20 protein-coding genes are annotated in these 21,049 nt (G+C 72.1%); 7 read left to right on the top strand and 13 right to left on the bottom strand.

The window, feature by feature from the left end:
• Nucleotides 1-62 precede the first annotated feature (62 nt).
• From hemQ to hemE, 3 genes are read right to left on the bottom strand one after another with little or no spacing between them, the layout of a single operon-like run.
• Nucleotides 63-764 (bottom strand): hydrogen peroxide-dependent heme synthase, encoded by a 702-nt coding sequence (gene hemQ, locus SM447_RS02980; protein ID WP_474571134.1) that lies wholly within the window; start codon nt 762-764, stop codon nt 63-65.
• Entirely contained in the window at nt 761-2,170 is a 1,410-nt protein-coding gene (gene hemG / locus SM447_RS02975; RefSeq protein WP_474571133.1) for a protoporphyrinogen oxidase, read from the bottom strand. The genes hemQ and hemG overlap by 4 nt, the downstream gene beginning before the upstream one ends.
• A 5-nt stretch (nt 2,171-2,175) precedes the next feature.
• Nucleotides 2,176-3,273: a uroporphyrinogen decarboxylase gene (gene hemE / locus SM447_RS02970; protein WP_474571132.1), complete on the bottom strand. Its 1,098-nt coding sequence runs from the start codon at nt 3,271-3,273 to the stop codon at nt 2,176-2,178.
• Nucleotides 3,274-3,453: 180 nt separating this feature from the next.
• On the opposite strand from hemE, the gene SM447_RS02965 reads away from it, so the two are divergent.
• The 6 genes from SM447_RS02965 (at nt 3,454) to SM447_RS02940 (ending at nt 10,699) form a co-directional block, all read left to right on the top strand.
• Nucleotides 3,454-4,260 (top strand): S1 family peptidase, encoded by an 807-nt coding sequence (locus SM447_RS02965; protein ID WP_474571131.1) that lies wholly within the window; start codon nt 3,454-3,456, stop codon nt 4,258-4,260.
• A gap of 51 nt (nt 4,261-4,311) precedes the next feature.
• On the top strand, nt 4,312-4,884 hold the full coding sequence (locus SM447_RS02960; RefSeq protein WP_474571130.1) for a DUF3000 domain-containing protein: 573 nt from the start codon (nt 4,312-4,314) through the stop codon (nt 4,882-4,884).
• 139 nt (nt 4,885-5,023) lie between these two features.
• On the top strand, nt 5,024-6,367 hold the full coding sequence (locus SM447_RS02955) for a ribonuclease D (RefSeq protein ID WP_474571129.1): 1,344 nt from the start codon (nt 5,024-5,026) through the stop codon (nt 6,365-6,367).
• 211 nt (nt 6,368-6,578) lie between these two features.
• On the top strand, nt 6,579-7,775 hold the full coding sequence (locus SM447_RS02950) for a thiolase family protein (RefSeq protein ID WP_474571128.1): 1,197 nt from the start codon (nt 6,579-6,581) through the stop codon (nt 7,773-7,775).
• A complete protein-coding gene (locus tag SM447_RS02945; protein ID WP_474571127.1) occupies nt 7,772-9,841 on the top strand; it encodes a 3-hydroxyacyl-CoA dehydrogenase NAD-binding domain-containing protein in 2,070 nt (689 codons plus the stop codon). Before SM447_RS02950 ends, SM447_RS02945 begins: the two co-directional genes overlap by 4 nt.
• A 135-nt stretch (nt 9,842-9,976) precedes the next feature.
• A complete protein-coding gene (locus SM447_RS02940; protein ID WP_474571126.1) occupies nt 9,977-10,699 on the top strand; it encodes a hypothetical protein in 723 nt (240 codons plus the stop codon).
• Nucleotides 10,700-10,797: 98 nt separating this feature from the next.
• Here the strand turns inward: SM447_RS02940 and SM447_RS02935 are convergent, their stop codons facing one another.
• The 6 genes from SM447_RS02935 to SM447_RS02910 form a co-directional block, all read right to left on the bottom strand.
• A complete protein-coding gene (locus tag SM447_RS02935) occupies nt 10,798-11,211 on the bottom strand; it encodes a VOC family protein (RefSeq protein ID WP_474571125.1) in 414 nt (137 codons plus the stop codon).
• Between the two features lie 381 nt (nt 11,212-11,592).
• On the bottom strand, nt 11,593-11,967 hold the full coding sequence (locus tag SM447_RS02930) for a type II toxin-antitoxin system VapC family toxin (protein ID WP_474571124.1): 375 nt from the start codon (nt 11,965-11,967) through the stop codon (nt 11,593-11,595).
• A complete protein-coding gene (locus tag SM447_RS02925) occupies nt 11,964-12,218 on the bottom strand; it encodes a type II toxin-antitoxin system Phd/YefM family antitoxin (protein ID WP_474571123.1) in 255 nt (84 codons plus the stop codon). Before SM447_RS02925 ends, SM447_RS02930 begins: the two co-directional genes overlap by 4 nt.
• 73 nt (nt 12,219-12,291) lie before the next feature.
• Nucleotides 12,292-13,449: a sensor histidine kinase gene (locus SM447_RS02920; protein WP_474571258.1), complete on the bottom strand. Its 1,158-nt coding sequence runs from the start codon at nt 13,447-13,449 to the stop codon at nt 12,292-12,294.
• 44 nt (nt 13,450-13,493) lie between these two features.
• The gene (locus tag SM447_RS02915) at nt 13,494-14,162 is read right to left on the bottom strand and encodes a response regulator transcription factor (RefSeq protein ID WP_474571122.1); all 669 of its coding nucleotides are present in this window, start codon (nt 14,160-14,162) and stop codon (nt 13,494-13,496) included.
• Between the two features lie 72 nt (nt 14,163-14,234).
• Nucleotides 14,235-15,530: an outer membrane protein assembly factor BamB family protein gene (locus SM447_RS02910; RefSeq protein ID WP_474571121.1), complete on the bottom strand. Its 1,296-nt coding sequence runs from the start codon at nt 15,528-15,530 to the stop codon at nt 14,235-14,237.
• 76 nt (nt 15,531-15,606) lie between these two features.
• On the opposite strand from SM447_RS02910, the gene SM447_RS02905 reads away from it, so the two are divergent.
• On the top strand, nt 15,607-17,451 hold the full coding sequence (locus SM447_RS02905) for a DUF6311 domain-containing protein (RefSeq protein ID WP_474571257.1): 1,845 nt from the start codon (nt 15,607-15,609) through the stop codon (nt 17,449-17,451).
• A gap of 28 nt (nt 17,452-17,479) precedes the next feature.
• Here the strand turns inward: SM447_RS02905 and hpxZ are convergent, their stop codons facing one another.
• The 4 genes from hpxZ to biuH form a co-directional block, all read right to left on the bottom strand.
• On the bottom strand, nt 17,480-17,866 hold the full coding sequence (gene hpxZ / locus SM447_RS02900) for an oxalurate catabolism protein HpxZ (RefSeq protein ID WP_474571120.1): 387 nt from the start codon (nt 17,864-17,866) through the stop codon (nt 17,480-17,482).
• Between the two features lie 108 nt (nt 17,867-17,974).
• Nucleotides 17,975-19,633: a permease family protein gene (locus SM447_RS02895; RefSeq protein ID WP_474571119.1), complete on the bottom strand. Its 1,659-nt coding sequence runs from the start codon at nt 19,631-19,633 to the stop codon at nt 17,975-17,977.
• Nucleotides 19,634-19,645: 12 nt separating this feature from the next.
• Entirely contained in the window at nt 19,646-20,338 is a 693-nt protein-coding gene (locus SM447_RS02890; protein WP_474571118.1) for a cysteine hydrolase family protein, read from the bottom strand.
• Between the two features lie 8 nt (nt 20,339-20,346).
• Nucleotides 20,347-21,036, bottom strand: a complete 690-nt coding sequence (gene biuH, locus SM447_RS02885) for a biuret amidohydrolase (RefSeq protein WP_474571117.1) — start codon at nt 21,034-21,036, stop codon at nt 20,347-20,349.
• Nucleotides 21,037-21,049: the final 13 nt, after the last annotated feature.

The raw sequence follows: 21,049 nt of genomic DNA, 5'->3' as shown, positions 1-21,049 counted from the left end.
GCGGTGTTAATAGGGGCCCCCTGTACTACGCCAGGCGTTAACAGGGGGCCCTTCCTTGCACCTCAGGCGAGGGCGGCGACGATGTCGGCGATCGGGCGGCGGCGACCGGTGTAGAAGGGAACCTCCTCGCGCACGTGCAGCCGGGCGCGGGAGGCGCGCAGGTCACGCATCAGGTCGACGATCCGGTGCAACTCGTCAGCCTCGAAGGCGAGCATCCACTCGTAGTCGCCGAGCGCGAAGCTGGCGACCGTGTTGGCGCGGACGTCCGGGTAGCCCCGGGCCATCTTGCCGTGCTCGGCCAGCAGCTCCCGCCGCTCGGCGTCGGGCAGCAGGTACCAGTCGTACGACCGGACGAACGGGTACACACAGAGGTAGGCCCGGGCCTCCTCGCCGGCCAGGAACGCCGGAATGTGGCTCTTGTTGAACTCCGCCGGCCGGTGCAGCGCCATCTGCGACCAGACCGGGGTGAGCGCACGACCCAGCGCGGTCCGCCGCAACCGCAGGTACGCGTCCTGGAGGGCGTCGCTGGACGAGGAGTGCCACCAGATCATCAGGTCGGCGTCGGCGCGCAGGCCGGCCACGTCGTAGGTGCCGCGCACCACGACATCCTTGCCGGCCAGCTCCTCGATGAGCGACTCGACCTCGCCTGTCACGTTGTCCCGCAGCGACGGCAGCGGCGCGCTGGCCCGGAACACCGACCACATGGTGTAGCGGATGGTGTCGTTGAGTTCCTTCAGTCGGGCGGCGTTCGTCTGCTCGATCATCTCCCCGATCCTTCCAGTGCTGTGATGATCTCCTCGGCCGCCGTCTCGCCGGAGCGGACGCAGATCGGGATGCCGACCCCGTCGTAGCCGGCACCGGCCAGCCGCAGCGTCGGATGGGCCGCCCGCAGCGCCGCCCGAGCGACGGCGACCCGGTCGAGGTGACCCGGGGTGTACTGCGGCAGCGCACCGCCCCAGCGCTGCACGTGCCCGCCGACCGGCGCGGGCAACGGCACGCCCAGCACCGCGGACAGTTCCCGGTGCACGGTGGCGGCGAGATCCTCGTCGGGGCGCTGGAGCTGCTCCTCGTCGCCGTACCGGCCCACCGAGGCACGTACCAGGGCCAGCCCGTCCGGCCGGCGCAGGTGCCCCCACTTGGTGGTGAAGAAGGTGGACGCCTTGACCAGCAGCCCCTCGGTGGAGGGCACCAGGAAACCGCTGAGTTGCGGCAGCGCCGGATCGGGCAGCACCAGGGTGACCAGGGCGACGCTGGCGTAGTCCAGCCCGCCGATCACCTGCGCCGTCTCGGGTGCGACGCCGGCGAGCAGCCGCGCCGCCGGTCGGGCCGGCACCGCCAGCACCACCGCGTCCACGTCGACGTGCTCGGCGTCCCGGGTCGGGCCGACCGTCAACCGCCAGCCGGCGGTGGTCGGGGTGAGTTCGCGTACCGCCGCGTTGCTGCGGATCGTCGCGCCGCTGGCCGTCACCGCCGCGTCGACCAGGGTGCTCAGCCCGCCGTCCAGGGTGCCGAAGACCGCCTCGCCGGGGGCACGCGGGGCGGCGGCCTGTGCCGCGCGTACCGCCGCGAGCAGCGTGTGCTCTACCCGGGCGGCCCGGGCCAGCGCCGGCATGGTGGTGACCAGCGACAGGTCGTCGGCGCGGCCCGCGTACACCCCGCCGAGCATCGGGTCGACCAGCCGGTCCACCACCTCGTCGCCGAACCGCGCACGGACCAGCGCGCCCACGGAGACGTCCTGGTCGGCACCGAGCAGCGGCCCACCGCCGTCGTGGTCGGCCTCCGGGGCCACCCGGGCGACCGCCGCCACCTTCTCCAGATCACCGGGTACGCCGACCAGCGTGCCGCCCGGGATCGGGCGCAGCCCACCGTCGACGGCGAGCGCGGCCTGCCCGACGGTGGGGTGCACGATCCGATCCGCCAGTCCGAGCCGGCGGACCAGGGCCACGGCGGCGGACTCCCCGCCGGCCGGATCCCGCATCAGGAACGACTCGGCGCCGAACTCGACCGGGCCGCCGGCCAACTCGCCGGTGCGCAGCTTGCCGCCGAGCGCGCCGGACTGCTCGTACACGGTGATGTCGAGGTCGGCGGGGGCGCGGTCGCGCAACCGGACCGCGGCGGCCAGGCCGGCGATGCCGCCGCCGACCACCGCCACCCGCCGCCGCGTCGCCATGGCGGTCAGTCCTGCCCGGCCGGCCGGGCGGATAGCTCGTGCACCAGCGCGACCACCCGGGTCAGCACCTCCGGGTCGGTCTCCGGCAGCACGCCGTGGCCGAGGTTGAACACGTGTCCCGGCGCCGCCCGACCCTGCTCCAGGATCCGGCGTACCTCGGCCTCCACCACCGGCCACGGGGCCAGCAGCAGGCACGGGTCGAGGTTGCCCTGCACGGCCCGGTCCGGTCCGATGCGGTGGGTCGCGACGTCCAGCGGGGTACGCCAGTCGACACCGACCACGTCGGCGCCGGCCTCGCCCATCGCGCCGAGCAGCTCGGCGGTGCCGACCCCGAAGTGGATGCGGGGTACACCCGCGTCGGCGAGCCCGGCGAGCACGGCCGTCGAATGGGGCAGCACGAACCGTCGGTAGTCGGCCTCGGAGAGCGCACCGGCCCACGAGTCGAACAGCTGCACCGCCGAGACGCCGGCCTCGATCTGCACCCGCAGGAACGCCAGGGTCACCTCGGCCAGCCGGCCCGCGAGGGCGTGCCACAGCTCGGGCTCGCCGTACATCAGTGCCTTGGTCTTGGCGTGGGTCCGCGACGGGCCGCCCTCCACGAGGTAGCTGGCCAGCGTGAACGGAGCCCCGGCGAAGCCGATCAGGGGGGTGTCGCCCAGCTCCTTGACCAGCATCCGGACCGCCTCGTCGACGTACCCGACGTCGTCGCGGCCGATCGGCCGGATCCGCTCGACGTCGGCGGCCGTGCCCACCGGCTCGGCCACCACCGGCCCGGTGCCGGGCACGATGTCCAGGTCGACCCCGGCGGCGGCCACCGGCACCACGATGTCGCTGAACAGGATTGCCGCGTCCACCCCGTGCCGGCGGACCGGCTGAAGGGTGATCTCGGTGACCAGGTCGGGCCGGCGGCACGACTCCAGCATCGCCACGTTGGCCCGGATCTCGCGGTACTCCGGCAGCGACCGGCCGGCCTGGCGCATGAACCAGACGGGCGTGTGCGGAACGGACCGGCGGCGACACGCCCGCACGAAGGGCGAGTCGGCGGGCCCGCCGGGGCGGGGTTCGTCGTCTCGGGCGGCGGTGCCCGTGGTGTCGGTGGTCATCGCGGCCATCGTGCCACGCGGCCGATCGTGGCCCCGCCCCCACCGCCACCTTTGTGACGTAGGTAGGCATCGGGCGGTCGCGGAGCGTGGTCACCTTCAGTACAGTCAGGCGAAGATGGACGTCGATGAGTTGAACGAGGAGAAGCGGTGGGTCGAATTACGCGTCGGTTGACTGCCGGAATGCTCGGATTACTGCTCGGTTCGGCCGTCGGGCTCGCGCCGGCGCTCGGCGCACCCGTGACCGCGAGCGAACCGGATCCGGTGATTCCCTTCATCATCGGAGGGGAGGACGCCACTCAGCCCTACCCGCCGATCGCCTCACTGCAACTCGACCGCGACGGCACCTTCGGCCACCACTGCGGGGCGGTCCTCATCCACCCGCGGCACGTCGTCACCGCGGCGCACTGCGTGACCGATGAGGTGCCGGCACCCGTCGAACCCGCGACGCTGCGCATTCGTATCGGTTCGGCGGAGCACGCGGCCGGGGGCCGGATCGTGGCGGTCACCAAGGTCGTACCGCATCCAGCGTGGGACTGGAACACGGGCGATGATGTCGGAGCCGATGTTGCCGTGCTCCGCCTGGCCGCCCCGGTGTGGCTGCCGCGCTACCCGATCGCCGGCCGGTCACCCGCCGTCGGTGCCACCATCCGGGAACTCGGCTGGGGAGCCACCACGCCCACCTTCGGCGGGCCGCTACCCGAGCGTTTGCAGCAACTGGACCGCTGGGTGGTACCGCCCGAGGAGTGCGCGGGCGGGCGGATCACCGTTGGGGAGATCTGCGTCCACGGCGCACCCGGCGGAGCCTGTTTCGGCGACAGTGGCGGCCCCGGGCTGCTCCGGATCGGGCAGGTCTGGACGGTCGTGGGTGGCACCAGCCGGCTGGGTCGGGACTGGCAGCTTGGGCCGCCGTACTGTGGCGTGCAGATGATCTACACCGACCTGACCTATCACCGGCCCTGGATCCGGAGCGTGGTACGCGCCGGGTGATCGTCGGCGCGCCTCGCGGCGGCGGCCCGGGCAGCGGAATAGGCTGCGGACATGGCCCCCCCGATCGCGCTTCCCGACACGTTCGCCCGCGCGGTCGCAGGGCTCCGGTCGGCGACGTGCCGGCCGGAGATCCTGCTGGAGGAGGTGGGTGCGCCGCAGCGACTGGCCCCCTACTCGTTCGCGATCTCCGCGTCCGTGCTGCGCGACGGCGACGAGGTGGCCACCGGGCGGCTGATCCTGCTGCACGACCCGGCCGGACACGAGGCGTGGCAGGGCACCCTGCGGCTGGTCACCTACGTGACCGCCGAGATGGAGGTGGACCTCGCCGCCGACCCGCTGCTGCCCGGGGTGGGATGGACCTGGCTCACCGACGCCCTCGACGCGCAGGAGGCGGGGTACCGGGCCATCGGCGGGACGATCACGCAGACGATGTCGACCCGGTTCGGTGAGCTGGCCGGTCCACCCGCGGCCGGCGACATCGAGATCCGCGCCTCCTGGACGCCGACCGACGTCGACCTGGCCCGGCACCTGGAGGCCTGGTGCACCCTGCTCGCCTCCACCGCCGGGCTGCCGCCGCCGGGCGTGACCGCCCTGCCGGAGCGCCGCCCGGCCACCACCGGCTGAGCCCACCCGGCCCGGCTCCGCCGCCGCGCGTCGCGGAATCCGCCCCGCATGGGCCGAATCCGCCCGGCCGGACACCGCCGGCCGACACGCGGCGGGACGGGTGGCGGCACTCGATCCACTCGCGCACTAGGGTTGTCAGGTGACCGACGAACCACCCCTGCGCCGTCGGGCCGCCGCAAGCCGTACGGGAAACGACACCACGCCCCCGCCGTCGGCGCGGCCGGAGCCGTCGGACGCGGGGACCGAACCCACCGGCGGCCAGTCCGTGCCGCTGACCGCACCCCGTGAGGGCACCCCTGAACCGGTCGCCGCCCCGGAGCAGTTCGCCGAGGTGGTGGCCCGGTTCGCCAGCGGTGCCGGACCGGTGGCCCTGGACGCCGAACGGGCCTCCGGCTACCGATACAGCCAGCGCGCGTACCTCGTCCAGCTGCGCCGCGCCGGTGCCGGCACGGTGCTGATCGACCCGCTGCCGCTGCCCGACCTGAGCGCCTTGGACGCCGTGATCGCCGAGGCCGAGTGGGTGCTGCACGCGGCCAACCAGGATCTGCCCTGCCTCGCGGAGCTGGGGCTGCGCCCGCGCCGGTTGTTCGACACCGAGCTGGCCGCGCGGCTGGCCGGTTTCGAGCGGGTGGGGCTGGCCGCGCTCACTGAGCAGTTGCTCGGGTTCAGCCTGGAGAAGCACCACTCCGCGGCGGACTGGTCGAGCCGGCCGTTGCCGGAGTCGTGGCTGACCTACGCCGCCCTGGACGTGGAGCTGCTGACGGATCTGCGGGACGCGCTTGACGCGGAGCTGACTCGGCAGGGCAAGTCCGAGTGGGCGGCGGAGGAGTTCGCCGCGCTCGTGCGCAGCGTTGACCGGCCGCCCCGGGTACGCGCCGAACCGTGGCGGCGGACCTCCGGAATCCACCGGGTCCGTGGCGCACGGGCGCAGGCCCGGGTCCGCTCCCTGTGGTACGCCCGCGACCAGATCGCCGCCCGGCGGGACACCGCACCGGGGCGGGTACTGCCCGACTCGGCAATCGTCGCGGCGGCCGAGTTGGACCCGAGGGACGAGAAGGCACTGCTCACGCTGCCCGGCTTCGGCGGCCGGTCGGTGCGGCGGTTGGCGCGTACCTGGCTGGCGGCGCTCGACGACGCCCGGCAGTTGCCGGACGACGCCCTGCCGGTGGCGCCGACGGTGGAGGGTCCGCCCCCACCGCACCGGTGGGCGGAACGGGATCCGGCGGCCGCCGCCCGGCTGGCGCGCTGCCGCGAGGTGGTGTTGCGGGTGGCGGGCGAGCACAACCTGCCCCCGGAGAACCTGATCTCCCCCGACACGATCCGCCGGATCGCCTGGCAGCCGCCCGAGGAGATCACCGAGGCCACCGTCGCCGGGGCCCTCCGCGACCACAACGCCCGCGAATGGCAGATCACCCTCCTCCTCCCCGACCTCGCCAACGCCCTGATTCCCACCCTCCCCCCACCCACCCCACTCCCAGGTTGATCATGAAGTTGTTGTCGTCCGTCGCGACGGGCGACGACAACAACTTCATGATCAACGGAGTGTGGGTGTGGGGTGGGCCACAGGGGGAGGTGGAGCGCGGGGTTATTACTGGCGAGTAGCATCGGGGAAACGCCAGTGCTGCGACCCTCGTTCGGTCCGTCGTCCGCCTGGCGGCGCGACGACCGGATCGTGGTCGAATAGGAGGCTCATCGTGCCCCGTGAAGTCCGGGATGTCGTCTTCGTCGACGGCGTCCGCACCCCCTTCGGCAAGGCGGGTGGCATGTACGCCAACACCCGCGCCGACGACCTGGTGATCCGCTGCATCCGCGAGCTGTTGCGCCGCAACCCCCAACTGCCGCCGGAACGGGTCGAGGAGGTGGCGATCGCCGCCACCACCCAGATCGGCGACCAGGGCCTGACCATCGGTCGCACCGCCGCCCTGCTGGCCGGGCTGCCCAAGACGGTCCCGGGCTTCGCCATCGACCGGATGTGCGCCGGGGCGATGACCGCCGTGACCACCGTGGCCAGCGGCATCGCCGTGGGCGCCTACGACGTGGCGATCGCCGGCGGCGTCGAGCACATGGGCCGTCACCCGATGGGCGAGGGTGTCGACCCGAACCCGCGCATCGTCGCCGAGAAGCTGGTCGACCCGTCCGCGCTGGTGATGGGCGCCACCGCGGAGAACCTGCACGACCGGGTCCCGCACATCACCAAGCAGCGCACCGACGCGTTCGCCCTCGCCTCGCAGCAGAAGACCGCGAAGGCGTACGCCAACGGCAAGCTCCAGGACGACCTGGTACCGGTGGCGATCCGCGACCCGGAGACCGGCTGGGGCCTGGCCACGGTGGACGAGGCACCCCGGGACACCTCGATGGAGAAGCTCGCCACCCTCAAGACCCCGTTCCGCCCGCACGGCAAGGTGACCGCGGGCAACGCGGCCGGCCTCAACGACGGCGCGACCGCCAGCCTGCTGGTCGCCGAGGACGTCGCCCGCGAGCTGGGCCTGCCGGTCGCGATGCGGCTGGTCTCGTACGGCTTCGTCGGGGTCGAGCCCGAGGTGATGGGCGTCGGCCCGATCCCGTCGACCGAGAAGGCGCTGCGCATCGCCGGCCTCACCATCGATGACATCGGGCTGTTCGAGCTGAACGAGGCGTTCGCCGTGCAGGTGCTCGCCTTCCTCGACCACTTCGGCATCGCCGACGACGACCCGCGGGTCAACCCCTGGGGCGGCGCGATCGCCATCGGTCACCCGCTCGCCTCCTCCGGCGTACGGCTGATGACCCAGCTCGCCCGTCAGTTCGCCGAGCACCCCGAGGTCCGCTACGGCATCACCGCCATGTGCATCGGCATCGGCATGGGCGGCACGGTCATCTGGGAGAACCCGCACTGGGAGGGTGGGAACAAGTGAGCGCACTCGCCGCACCGAACGAGGTGGTCACCAGGGCCCTGCTGCGGCAGGTGAACGTGCCGGGGCTGGACCGTCCGGCCGCCCTGATCACGCTCGACAACGGATTCGACCACACCAAGCCGAACACCTTCGGCCCGGCCGGCCTGACCAGCCTGGACGAGGCGATCAGCGCCGCGCTCGCGGCCGAGCCGGCGTTCATCGCGGTCACCGGGAAGCCGTACATCTTCTGTGTCGGCGCGGACATCACCGGCCTGCCGCAGCTCGCGGACCGCGAGCAGGCGCTGGAGATCGGCCGCCTGGGTCACCGGGTCTTCGCCCGGCTCAAGGACAGCCAGATCCCCACCTTCGCCTTCGTCAACGGCGCGGCGATGGGCGGCGGTCTGGAGCTGGCCCTGCACTGCCACTACCGGACCCTGTCGGCCGGCGCGGCGGCCCTGGCGCTGCCCGAGGTCTCCCTCGGTCTCATCCCCGGCTGGGGTGGCACGCAGCTGCTGCCGAACCTGATCGGCATCCCGGCGGCCACGCAGGTGATCATTCAGAACCCGCTGATGCAGAACAAGATGCTCAAGCCGAAGCAGGCCGCCGAGCTGGGCATCGCGGACGTGCTGCTGGAGCCGGCGGACTTCCTGGAGCGATCCCTGGAGTGGGCCGCCGGCGTCGTCCGGGGCGAGGTCGAGGTGACCCGGCCCGAGGTCGACAAGGACATGTGGGCGGGCGTGCTCTACTTCGCCCGGCAGACGCTGGACCAGCGGCTGCACGGCGCGGTGCCGGCCGCGTACAAGGCCCTCGACCTGCTGGAGACGGCGAAGGACGCGGACTTCGCCACCGGCACCGCCGCCGAGGACGAGGCCCTGGCCGACCTGGTCTTCTCGGAGGAGCTGCGCAGCGGCCTGTACGCCTTCGACCTGGTGCAGCGGCGGGCCAAGCGGCCGGCCGGCGCGCCGGACAAGGGCCTGGCCCGGCCGGTGACCAAGGTCGGCATCGTCGGCGCCGGCCTGATGGCCAGCCAGCTGGCGCTGCTGTTCGCCCGCCGCCTCCAGGTACCGGTCGTCATGACCGACCTGGACCAGGCCCGGGTGGACAAGGGCGTGGGCTACGTGCACGCGCAGTTCGAGAAGTCGGTCAGCAAGGGCCGGATGGACAAGGGCACGGCGGCGAAGCTGTACGGCCTGGTGTCGGGCTCGGTCGACAAGTCCGTCTTCGCCGACGCCGACTTCGTCATCGAGGCCGTCTTCGAGGACCTGAACGTCAAGAAGCAGGTCTGGGCCGAGCTGGAGAAGATCGTCAAGCCGGAGGCGGTGCTCGCCACCAACACCTCGTCGTTGTCGATCACCGAGATGGCGGCGGAGCTGGAGCACCCGGAGCGGGTCGTCGGCTTCCACTTCTTCAACCCGGTCGCGGTGCTGCCGCTGCTGGAGATCGTCCGGGGCGAGCGGACCGACGACGCCACCCTGGCCACCGCGTTCGCGGTCGGCAAGCAGCTGAAGAAGTCGAGCGTGCTGGTGAAGGACGCCCCGGCGTTCGTGGTGAACCGGCTGCTCACCCGCTTCCTGGGCACCGTGTTCGCCGCCGTCGACGCCGGCACTCCGCTGGAGGTGGCGAACCGCGCCCTGGACCCGCTGGGTCTGCCGATGCGTCCGCTCGCCCTGCTCCAGTTGGTCGGGCCGGCCGTCGCGTACCACGTGGGCGGCACCCTGCACGCCGCGTTCCCGGACCGGTTCGGCGTCAGTGAGAACCTCAAGCGGATCGCCGACTCCGGCCAGCCGATCGTCGTCGACGACGAAATCAACGCCGAGGTGGCGAAGCTGCTGGTCGTCGGCGACCAGCCGCTGACCGAGGAGCAGGTTCGGCAGAACGCGCTGGACGCGCTGGCGCAGGAGATCCGGCTGATGCTCGACGAGGGTGTCGTCGCCGAGGCGCAGGACATCGACCTGTGCATGATCCTCGGTGCCGGTTGGCCGTTCCACCTGGGCGGTGTCACGCCGTACCTGGACCGGACCGGCACCAGCGAGCGGGTCACCGGCCGACGCTTCCTGCCGCGGGGCGCGGCCCCCCGGGCGGGCTGACCAGGTGTATGGGGGGTAACGCGGTGGCCACCCCGGCGGGGGGCCCCACCGCGATCGCCGTTCCGGCGACGGGGACCCACGGGTTTGAAACACCTGACTAGGATGATCGACTCCATCTGAAATCAGGAGCTGCAGGTGTCCAACCCCTCGGACGAGCACAACAACCCGTCGACCACCGGTCCGGCCCCGGATCCGCACCCCCAGCCCGGGGCCGCGCCCTACCCGCCGCCCGGTCAGCCGCAGGAGGCCGGCCCAGGGCTCGCCGGTCCGCCGCCGAAAAAGTTCGGGGCCGGGAAGATCATCCTGATCGTTCTCGCGGTCCTGCTGGTGCTCTGCGGCGGCGGTGCCACCGCTATCTGGTTCGCGGTGAAGGACGACGTCAGCGACGCGGTGGAGGCTTCCCGGACCCGCATGGTCGCCCCGGACACCCTGGCCGACCGCCCCAAGATCACTGACCCGGAGTTGCAGCAGGCGGCCGAGGAAATGGTCAACGACATCCGGTCGACCGTGACCAACGAGACCAGCGCGGTCGGGGCGTTCTACGGTGACCCGGCCGAGGAGGACCTCGTCATGATCGCGGGTGCGTCCGGTCTGATGGCCGACCCGAAGCAGGAACTGGACGCGATGGTCGAGGAACTCTCCACCGAGCTGGCGCTCAGCAACATGACCTCGGTCGAGCCGGGTCCGCTCGGCGGTGAGGCCCGGTGCGGCGACGGCCGCTCGGAGGACGTACCCCTGGGCATCTGCACCTGGGCCGACCGGGGCAGCGTCGGCCTGATCGTGATGTTCTTCTCGTCCCGCGCCGACGCGCAGGGCGAGTTCGTCACCATCCGCGGCCAGATCGAGCAACGCGACTGAGCCGGTCCGCGGCGACCTCGTGAGCGAAGGCCGTTTCGGCGGAACGGCGGTCCCCGTCATCAGGGGCTCGCCGTCCCGCCGAAACGGCGTCGCTCCGATCAGCCGTCCGTCGAGGATCCCTCCGCGGCCTGCCGGGCCGCCGCCTTCTCGGCGGCGCTGCGCAGTACGCAGAACTCGTTGCCCTCCGGGTCGGCGAGCACCACCCAACCGGCACCATCGGGCCGGATGTGGTCGGCGACGTGGCGGGCACCGATGCCGAGCAGCCGCTCGACCTCCTCGTCCCGGGTCCGGTCGTTGGGTTCCAGGTCGAGGTGCAGGCGGTTCTTCACCGTCTTGCCTTCCGGTACGGCCAGGAAGAGCACCTCCGGGCCGCCCGGGGGCAGCAGCATCGCCTCCGGGTCACCCGGGAAGTCGTCCGGCTGGCGGGGGCACTCGAAGACCTGGGCCCAGAAACCGGCCAGGGCGTACGTGTCGTGACAGTCGATCCCGATGTTGTGGATTCGTGCGCTCATTGTTGTCCCTCGTGGTCGTCGCCACCGGCGTCGAAGCCTGTCGGCTACCGGCCGACCGACCGCCGGGACCGGCGAGCCTGCGGGAGGCATGACACGGCATGGCGGGGTCGGAGGCGGCCCTGCGGGCACGGACGTCGGGGCAGTCAGAACTGGCGTGTCTGGTCCGCTGAGTTGCGGGACAGCAATCCCGCTGAAGGTGCCCCGCGAGGATGAGCGGTCAGCCGGCAAGGCGGGGCGCGGACAGCATCATGGTGAACATCGACGCACCCCCCTCCTCGATCGGGCTGACCCGGAGATCTTCGCATCGCCGCGCCTGGAGAGCAACACCGTGCCAGTGAGCTCCAACGACGTCTGCTCGACGGGCGGCAGGAGCCATGCCTGTCACACCTTGAGGAGATCGACGTCGTACATCGCTATCGACACGTCACGGGAGGCCAGCGTCAAGTCTTCGGCGGTCGCCTGCGCCACCAACATCCGGTCGAAGGGGTCGCGGTGATGCGGTGGGAGACGACCGGCGAGGATCGCGTGCCCGTGGGTCACCGGCAGTTCACGAAAGCCCATGTCCCGTACCCGCTCGGCGAGATCGGGCGGTCCGGCGAGTTTGCCGGCCGCCTGCTTAATGGTGATCTCCCACAGGCTGACCGGAGACAGGAAGATGTCCGGGTCGTGGCGAAGCCGCTCGAGGAACTGCGCGTCAAGAGTGTCGTCGCCGACGATGGCCCACAGTGCGACGTGGGTGTCGAGCAGCAAGCTCATGCGCCGATACCGAAATCGGTGGCGATCTCCGCGTTGGTCTGGGGCGAATCCCAGTCACCCGACAGGTCCACCTGCCCCGCGAGGGAGCCGATCGCGGTGCGGTTGACCCGCCGCACCAACGGGACGACTTTCGCCACAGGGGTGCCCGCCCGGTCGATGATGACCTCCTCGCCGCGTTCCACCCGCTCGATGATGCGCGACAGATGGGTCTTGGCGTCATGCATGTTGTAGTGCACAGCGTCGGCCGACATGCTCCACCTCCCGGGTTAGCTAGCACGTTAGTCTACCCCGGCTGAGCTGGGCGGCTTCCGCACTCGCCGCGCTTCAGCGGGCGGCTTCCGCCGCCGGCAGGCTGACCGTCACCTCCAGGCCGCCGCCGGGTTGCGCGACGGCGGTCACCGTGCCGCCGTGGGCGTCGCAGACCGCCCGGACGATGGACAGGCCCAGGCCGGACCCGCGTGCCCCGGTCCGCTCCCGGCCACCTCGCCGGAAGGGCTCGAACAGTCCCGGCACGTCGGCCTGGTCGACCTCGAAGCCGGTGTTGCCGACCACCAGCCAGGACCGCTGCCCGTCCGAGCCGGTCCGCACCCAGAGCCGGCCGTGCAGGTGGTTGTAGCGGACCGCGTTCTCGATCAGGTTGCCGGCCAGCCGGTCGAGCAGCCCGGGATCGCCCACCACCGGCGCCGGCTCCAGCGACGTCTCCACCGCCAGCTTGATCCGCTCCACCTCCAGGCGTACGGCGGAGAGCGCGTTGACGGTGCCGGCGGCCAGGTCGCACTCGCTGCGGCGGCCGAGCCGCCGGCCCGTCTGCGCCTCGCTGCGGGCCAGCACCAGCAGCGCGTCGACCAGCCCGTTGGCCCGCTCGGAGGCGTCGCGGACCACGGTCGCCATCCGGCGGTACTCGCCCGTGTCCGCCTCGTCGTCGCTGAGCGTCACGTCGATCTCGGTACGCATCACCGCCAGCGGCGTACGCAGCTCGTGCGAGGCGTTGGCCACGAACCGCTTCTGCGCCTCGAAGGCCGCGGCGATCCGGTCCAGCATGGCGTCGAAGGTGTCGGCCAGCTCGGCCACCTCGTCGTTCGCCCCGGAGTAGCCGATCCGCTGGTGCAGGGTGGTCTCGCCGAGCCGGCGCGCGGTCGCGGTGACCTGGTGCAGCGGGCGCAGCGCCCGCCCGACGACCGCGTACGCTCCGACGACGCCGACCAGGCCGATGGCCAGCAACGCGGCCAGCCCCTTGGCCAGCAGTTCCCCGGAGGCCGACTCGACCAGCCGCTGTTGCCAGGCGGCGGCCTCCAGCGTGCTCCCGTCGGCGAGCACCACGGTGGTGCCGGGCAGCAGTTCGTCGGTGGGGCGCAGCGCATCGCGCACCAGCAGCCAGGCCAGCAGCACCAGGATCGCGCCGGCACCGACCAGCAGCACGCCGTTGAGCAGGGTCAACCGCAGCCGCAGCGTGGGGCGTAACCGCAGCGAAGGCCGCCGCAGTGACGGCCGCCGCAGCGGGGGCAGTCGCCGCCCGGACGGGCGGGTCACGCCGGCGCCCCGGCCGTCCGGTAGCCGGCGCCGACCACGGTCTCGATCAGCGGTGGGTCACCGAGCTTGCGGCGCAGCGTCATCACGGTGACCCGGACGATGGTGGTGAACGGGTCGGTGTTGGCGTCCCAGACGCGTTCCAGCAGTTCCTCGCTGGAGACCACCGCGCCCCGGGCCTTGAGCAGCTCGCAGAGCACACCGAACTCCTTGTTGGTCAGTTCCACCGTCACCCCGCCCCGGGTGGCCGTGCGGCGTGCCGGGTCGACGACCAGGTCGGCCAGTTCCAGCACCGGTGGTGCCGCCGGGGTGGCCCGCCGGCCCAGTGCCTGCACCCGGGCGACCAGTTCGTCGAAGGCGAAGGGCTTGGGCAGGTAGTCGTCGGCGCCGAGCTGCAACCCCTCCACCCGGTCGGCGACCGTGCCGCTGGCGGTCAGCATCAACACCCGGGTCAGCGCGCCGGACGCGGCCAGTTCCGCGCAGATCTGGTCGCCGTGCATCCCGGGCAGGTCGCGGTCGAGCACCACCACGTCGTACCGGGTGACGAAGGCCATCTCGTGGCCGTTGTCGCCGTCGTAGGCGACATCCACCGCCATGCCGCGCTTGCGCAGGCCCCGCGCGATCGCGTCGGCGAGGTTGCGCTCGTCCTCGACCACCAGTACCCGCATGCCCGCCCCTTTTCCGCCGGTCGACCACCGACAACGTAACGTCGCCGACCAAGCGGCCCGTGACGGGAGGAGTCAGCCCGCCAGTTGCCAGATGCCGTAGCCACCGTCGTACAGGCGGCAGGCGACGAGGTCGTACCGGCTTTGGCAGTCGCCGCCCGCGCCGGGCAGCACGTCGAGCCGGCGGGCCGGTGCCCCCGTCGGGTCGAGCCGGGCCAGCACCAGGCCCACCTCGGCGACCGCACGCACCGCGAGCAGTTGCGGCCCGTACTCGTAGCGGGCGACCGTCTCCCACGACCCGTGCTCCGTCAGGGTGCGCCCGGTGGCCAGCTCGATCGTGACGACCTCGTTGATGTTCCTGTCCACGGCGAGCACGTTGCGATCGCCGACCAGCGTGATGTCGAGAGCCCGCTCGCTGCTCCACCGCACCGCCCCGGTGGCCGGGTCGAGGACGGTCACCCCGCCGGTGGCGAGGCCGGCGCAGAGCAGGGATCCGCAGGAGGTGACGTAGGTGGCGGTCGGCACGGTCGCCTGCCAACGCTGGATCAACCCGTCGAGGGTGTGGGCGGTGACGACGTTGGAGTTACGCACCACCGCCACCATGTCGCCGACGACCCACGCCTGCTGGTAACCGGCGGGGTTGTCCTCGGTCCCGGGCAGGCTGTGCCGCACCGTCCCGGTGTCCGGGTCGATCACCTGGACGTCACCGTCCACGGTGGCCACCACGAGGGACGCGATCACGCCGTCGGGCCGCTGCCAGTAGTCGAGGCTGGCCGCCGACAACTCCATGGACCACACCTCACGTCCGGTGGCCGGCTCGATCGCACCCAGGGTGGTGAGGGCGCTGTCGCTGTAGGTGCGCAGCAGCACCCGGTCGGGCGTGTCGAGGATCGCGATCCCGGGCACCCGCCAGCGCTCCTCGCCGGTACGGGCGTCGAGTCGCAGGGTCTGGCTGGTGCCGGTGTCCTGCCGGCCCATCGCGACCAGGATCCCGCCGTCGGCGACGGGCTGCACCCGGTAAACCCGGTAGCTCGGCGGCACGGGTGTCCGCCACAGCGGTGCCGGCCGCTGCGGTGCGACGGTGGTCCGGTCGGGGCGCGGGTAGGCGAGCAGTTCCTGACTGCCGTCGGTGACCCCGGGCAGCGGCGTGACGGTGAAGATCTGGTCCGCGCCGAGGAACAGGTCGCTGCCCAGGGCGGCGGGCACGACCGCGTGGATCCGCCCGGCCGGTGGGGCGGCGCCCGCCAGCGCCAGCAACGCGACAAGCGCCACCACCGCGACGCTCACCCGGCGACCACCGGGCCCGGTTCGCCGGCGCGTCGCCGGCGGCTCGGTCGGCTCGGTCAGCTCACCGAGGTCGATCAACGTCACGCTTGCCCTCCCCTGACACACACCAGACGCGCGGCGGACGGACGAGGTTCCGCCTGTACGATGGCCCGTCGTGGCTGTGCCGGTGGTAGATCCCTCGCTGAACCCCGTCTCCGAGACCGTCGAGACGGAATCAACGACAGCACGTCCCCGGCGTCGGCCGACACGTGCCGACGCGCTGGCCATCGGAGCCTACGTGCTGCTCGGTGTCGTCGTCTGTCTGAACTACTGGGTGGACGTGAACAACCGGGTCTCGTCCCACCTGCCCACCGACCACAGCTGGTTCGAGTGGCTCTTCTCGCACGGTGCGTACTCGGTGCGTCACCTGGAGAACCCGCTCTTCACCGCCCGGCAGAACGCCCCCGACGGGGTGAACATGATGGCCAACACCTCGCTGCTCGGGGTGACGCTGCCGCTGGCGCCGCTGACCATGCTGCTCGGCCCCCAGGTGGTGTACGCGCTCTACCTGGGCGGTGCGCTGGCGGCCACCGCCGGCACCTCGTACTGGATGCTGTCGCGGCACCTGGTGCGCTCCCGGGCGGCCGCCTTCGTCGGCGGCGCCTTCCTCGGCTTCGCGCCCGGTATCGTGCACCACGCCAACGGCCAGCCCAACTTCGTCTCGAACTTCCTGCTGCCGCTGATCGTGGTGCGGGTGTTCCGGCTGGTCGAGCCGGGACGGTGGCGGCGCAACGGGCTGGTGCTGGGCCTCCTGGTCGCGTACCAGATCTTCATCAACGAGGAGATGCTGCTGCTCACGGCGCTGGCCTGCCTGGTCGTCGTGATCGCGTACGCGGCGATGCGTCCCCGCGTGGCGTGGGCGCGGGCCGGGACGTTCGCGGCGGGTCTCGGCACCGGCGGCGCGCTGGCGCTGCTGTTGACCGCCTACCCGATCTGGTTCCAGTTCAACGGCCCGCAGTCCTACCGAGGTCTGCAGGGCGGGGTGTTCCACAGTTGGGGCGAGGACATCGTCGCCTTCGTCACCTTCCCCCGTGACACGATCGCCGGTGACGAGGCGGTGGAGGCGACCATCGGTCTGACCGAGCAGAACACCTGGTTCGGTTGGCCGCTGGTGCTGCTGTCGGTGGTGGCCCTGGCGCTGCTGGTGCGCCGGTCGCTGGTGGCCCGGATCCTCGCCGTGCTGGTGGTGCTCTTCTCGGTCGCAGCGCTCGGCCCGGAGATCCGGTTCAACGGAGAGCTGACCGGCATCGCCGGCCCGTGGTCGTACATTCCGGAGGATCTACCGCTGGTTGAGATGATGATGCCGACCCGGTTGACCCTGGTGACCACCGCCGCGCTCGGCGTGCTGCTCGCCCTGGCCTGGGACGCGGTGGCCGGCAACCGCCGCCCACCGGTGCCGGCGCCGCGCACGCCGGAGGGTACGGCCAGCACCCGGCCACGTCCCCGCTGGCAGCGCGTCGTCGGGTACGCCGCGATCAGCCTCGCGGTGCTGCCGCTGCTGCCCCGTCCGCTGCCCGCCGAACCGGTTGACCCGCCACCGACCTTCATCACCTCCGGTGCCTGGCGGCCGTACGTCCCGGACGGCTCCACGCTGGTGCCGGTGCCCATCCCGAGCAACGTGCACGGCCTGTCCACGCTGCGGTGGAGCGCGCTGACCGGGCACGAGTTCCCGATCCCGGCCGGCTACTTCATCGGCCCCAACCTGGACGGCGAGGGCGTCTTCGGCGCACCGAACCGGCCCACCAGCACGCTCATCTACCGCACCATGGACGCCGGGGTGTTGCCCGAGCTGACCGACGAGAACCGCCGGGAGGCGCTGGCGGACCTGCGGTTCTGGCGGGCGTCGGTGGTGGTGCTCGGCGCGCATCCCCGCGAGCCGGTGCTGCGGGACCTGCTGACCGCGCTGATCGGGGAGCCGCAGCGCGTCGACGACGTCTGGCTCTGGGACGTTCGCGACCGGGTGTGAACAGCCCGGGGGTGAGCAGCCCTCCGGCTCAACGAGCGTCAGGCAGCGGCTCGGAGACGTGGGCGGTGACGATGCGCCAGCCCTCCGGTAGGCGTACCCAGGTCTGGGTCTGCCGGCCGGTGGTGGCGCCCCCGGCGTACCCGAACCGGGTCGTGACGACCGCGAGGTCCGCGCCGAAGGCGGTGACCACCGTGTCGACCAGCCGGCGGCCGGGCGGCAGCGGTGGTTGCGCGGCCCGCCACTTGCGCTGCTCGTCGAGCCCGTACTGGTGGTCGGCGAGGCCGAACCGCACCGTGGCCTCGGAGTCCCAGAAATACCCACAGATCCGTTCCACGTCCCCGTCCACCAGCGCCTGCTCATAGCCGACGAAGGCCGCCGACACCTCGGCGACCACCTCCGTCCGGTCGATCTCCATGCGGCGGGTCCTCTCTGTGCGGGCGGGACGGTAGGTGGGCACACCCCCGGCCGGGCGGCGGCGGACTGGTGCGCGCCGCGCCGCCGCCCGGCCGGGGTGACGTCGAGCTCAGCCGCTCACCGCTGGCTCACGCTTGTCGCCGCCGGCCGGCTCAGCGGCGGCGGCCGGTGCCGGGACGGCCGGGTTCGAGGAGAGGTTGCCGCCGTGCAGTCGGTCCAGTTCGGCCTCCTCCGGGTCGGGCACCCGGGGCGGGTACTTGCCGAGCGCGAAGATCGCGCAGATCACCGCCACGAAGAGGTAGCCGAGCGCCACCTGGCCGTTGGCGTTCCACTGGACCTCCTCGCCGTGGATCAGGCCGATGAACGCGAGCACCGCGCCCGAGGCGGCGAAGACGGCGGCCTGGACGAAGCGTTTGTCGATGATGAAGGCGACGATCGCACCGAGCACCAGACCGGCGAGGATGGCCCCCTCCCCGAGGATCCGCAGGCCGTCGTAGACGACCCCGGCGCCGGCCAGGGCCTCGTCGCCGACCTCGGCGGCGGTGGTGCCGGCCGCCGCCAGGGCGTTGTTCATCTGCCCGGTCGCCCACGCCGCGATGTTGGGTATCAGGGCCGCCACCACCGCCGCCGCATGCGCCCGGGGCGTCGCCTGGAACGCCTGGGCGCCGATCAGCAATCCGATGTAGAGCAGGATCGGCACGATCGCGGCGGTCGGGAAGATCGCACCGAGCAGCGAGAACATCCCCAGGAAGCAGAGCAGCGCGATGACGATCCCGGTCGCCATCGAGTAGCCGGTACGCCCACCGGCGGCCTTCCAACCGGGGTGACCGACGTAGACGGCCGGCGGGAACGGTGAGCCGAGCGCGGAGCCGATGACCGCGCCGGCCCCGTCGGCGAGCAGCACACTGCGTAGGTTGTAGTTGTCCCCGGCGGTGGCCGCGCTCTCCACGTTGGTCATCGCCTCGGTGAAGTTGTACACGCCGAGCGGGATCGCGGTCGCCAACAGCGGCGCCATGTCCGAGAGCCCACGCAGCAGCAGGTCGAGCTGGAAGGTGGGGAAGGCGAACGCGATGTCCCGGGCCGCAGCCGTGACGTCCGGCACCGACATGGCCCCGCCGAGCCAGCCGATCGCGGTGCCGAGCAGCAGGGCGGCCAACCCGATCGGGAAGTTGAACGGCAGCTTGACGTCGGTGAGCAGGCCGATCAGCAGCAGGGCCAGCACCGGCAGGGCGATCCAGGCCAGCCGCCACATCTGGCCGGCCGGGTTCATCGAGATGAACGTGATGGAGATGCCGGCGAGGGTGCCGAGCAGCGCCGCGCGTGGTGTGTAGCGGCGGATGTACGGGCCGACGAACGCGCCGATCAGCACGATCACGCCGATGATGAAGGCCCACGCCAGGCCCGCCTCCCAGGCGCGCACCGGGTCACCGGTGCTGAGGTAGATGGGCAGCATGATGACGAAGATGACGATGAACATGTGCGGCACGCTCGGCCCGTACGGCAGGGCGGTCACGTCCGAGCGGTTCTCCCGCCGCGCCAGCCGCCGGGCCAGGTGGGTGTAGTAGATGTTGCCCGCGACCAGGGCGATACCGAGCGCCGGCAGGATCGTGCCGAACACCTCCCGCTCGGGCAGGTTCACCACGAAGAGGCAGAGCCCGGTCAGGGTGAGCACGTTGACGAGGACGTTGACGCCGAAGCCGAAGAACGCGTTGGTGTCGCCACGCACCCAGTACGGCAGGGACACGGCGGAGGGTCGGGTGGTGACCATGGCTGCTCCCGATCAGGAGGAGGGCTGCAACACGGGGCTGGTCGGCAGCACGGCGAGCACGTCCGCCGAGTCGGCGACCCAACCGAAGATGCCGCCCTGGGCGGCGATCATGTCGAGTCCCACCCGGTGGAACTCCGGGAAGTAGGACCCGACGCAGTCGGCGAGCACGAGGCACTCGTACCCGCGGTCGTTGGCCTCCCGGACCGTGGTGTGCACACACACCTCGGTGGTGACCCCGGTGACCAGCAGGCTCTGGATCTTCCGCTCGCCGAGCAGGGCCGCCAGCCCGGTGGCGTGGAAGGCACCCTTGCCCGGCTTGTCGACGACCGGTTCGCCGGGCAGGGGTGCCAGCTCGTCGACGATGTCGTGGCCGTACTCGCCCCGGACGAGGATCCGGCCCTTGGGCCCGGGGTCACCGATCCGCTTGCTCGGCAGCCCCCGGTTGAGCTTGGCCGGCGGGCAGTCGGAGAGGTCGGGCAGGTGCCCCTCCCGGGTGTGCACCACGGTCAGTCCGGCGGCGCGGACGGCGGCCAGCAGCGCCGCCAGCGGCGCGATGGTCCGCCGCAGTTGCCCGACGTCGTTGCCCAGGCTCTCACCGAACCCGCCGGGTTCGAGGAAGTCGCGCTGCATGTCGATGACGAGCAGCGCGGTGGTCGCGGGATCGAAGGTGTACGGGAAGGGCCGCGCGGTGGCGACGGTCAACATGGCTCACCTCACCTGGTCGTGGCGGCGATGACGTCGTCGGAGGTGGCGACGCAGCCGAAGACGCCGCCCTGCATGGTCACCATGTGCAGCGCGGCGTCGTGGTTGTCCTTGTCGGTGGCTCCGGTGCAGTCGGAGAGGATCAGGCACTCGTAGCCCCGGTCGTTCGCCTCGCGCATCGTGGTGTGCACGCAGACGTCGGTGGTGATGCCGGTGAGGATCAGGTGGGTGATGCCCCGGGTACGCAGCACCAGGTCGAGGTTGGTGGCGTAGAAGGCGCCCTTGCCGGGTTTGTCGACGATCACCTCGCCGGGTGCCGGCGCGACCTCGGGCACGATCTCCCAGCCGGGCTCCCCCTTGACCAGGATCCGGCCGCACGGGCCGGCCGCGCCGATCTCCGCGCCGATCTGCGCCGACCGCCAGCGCTTGTTCGCCGGCAGGTCGGACAGGTCGGGGTCGTGACCCTCCCGGGTGTGCACGACCAGCATCCCGAGTGATCGGACGTGGTCCAGCAGCCGGGCGGTGGCCGGCAGGCCGGCGCGGGTGAGGCCGATGTCGTAGCCCATCGCGTCGACGTAGCCACCAGGCCCGCAGAAGTCGGTCTGCCAGTCGATGCAGAGCAGTGCGGTACGCGCGGTGTCGGCCGCGCCGTCGTACGGCCACGGGTAGGGGTTCGCCGTTACCGGCCCGATCCGGCCCATCCTCTCCTCCTCC

Source organism: Micromonospora aridisoli (genome assembly GCF_056150025.1).
This window is presented reverse-complemented; position numbering and strand designations above follow the sequence as displayed.

What these genes read in the sequence shown, in the direction of transcription:
- hemQ (WP_474571134.1), bottom strand. Translation starts at nt 764, where the DNA reads ATGATCGAGCAGACGAACGCCGCCCGACTGAAGGAACTCAACGACACC.
- hemG (WP_474571133.1), bottom strand. Translation starts at nt 2,170, where the DNA reads ATGGCGACGCGGCGGCGGGTGGCGGTGGTCGGCGGCGGCATCGCCGGC.
- hemE (WP_474571132.1), bottom strand. Translation starts at nt 3,273, where the DNA reads ATGACCACCGACACCACGGGCACCGCCGCCCGAGACGACGAACCCCGC.
- SM447_RS02965 (WP_474571131.1), top strand. Translation starts at nt 3,454, where the DNA reads ATGCTCGGATTACTGCTCGGTTCGGCCGTCGGGCTCGCGCCGGCGCTC.
- SM447_RS02960 (WP_474571130.1), top strand. Translation starts at nt 4,312, where the DNA reads ATGGCCCCCCCGATCGCGCTTCCCGACACGTTCGCCCGCGCGGTCGCA.
- SM447_RS02935 (WP_474571125.1), bottom strand. Translation starts at nt 11,211, where the DNA reads ATGAGCGCACGAATCCACAACATCGGGATCGACTGTCACGACACGTAC.
- SM447_RS02930 (WP_474571124.1), bottom strand. Translation starts at nt 11,967, where the DNA reads ATGAGCTTGCTGCTCGACACCCACGTCGCACTGTGGGCCATCGTCGGC.
- SM447_RS02925 (WP_474571123.1), bottom strand. Translation starts at nt 12,218, where the DNA reads ATGTCGGCCGACGCTGTGCACTACAACATGCATGACGCCAAGACCCAT.
- SM447_RS02915 (WP_474571122.1), bottom strand. Translation starts at nt 14,162, where the DNA reads ATGCGGGTACTGGTGGTCGAGGACGAGCGCAACCTCGCCGACGCGATC.
- hpxZ (WP_474571120.1), bottom strand. Translation starts at nt 17,866, where the DNA reads ATGGAGATCGACCGGACGGAGGTGGTCGCCGAGGTGTCGGCGGCCTTC.
- SM447_RS02895 (WP_474571119.1), bottom strand. Translation starts at nt 19,633, where the DNA reads ATGGTCACCACCCGACCCTCCGCCGTGTCCCTGCCGTACTGGGTGCGT.
- SM447_RS02890 (WP_474571118.1), bottom strand. Translation starts at nt 20,338, where the DNA reads ATGTTGACCGTCGCCACCGCGCGGCCCTTCCCGTACACCTTCGATCCC.
- biuH (WP_474571117.1), bottom strand. Translation starts at nt 21,036, where the DNA reads ATGGGCCGGATCGGGCCGGTAACGGCGAACCCCTACCCGTGGCCGTAC.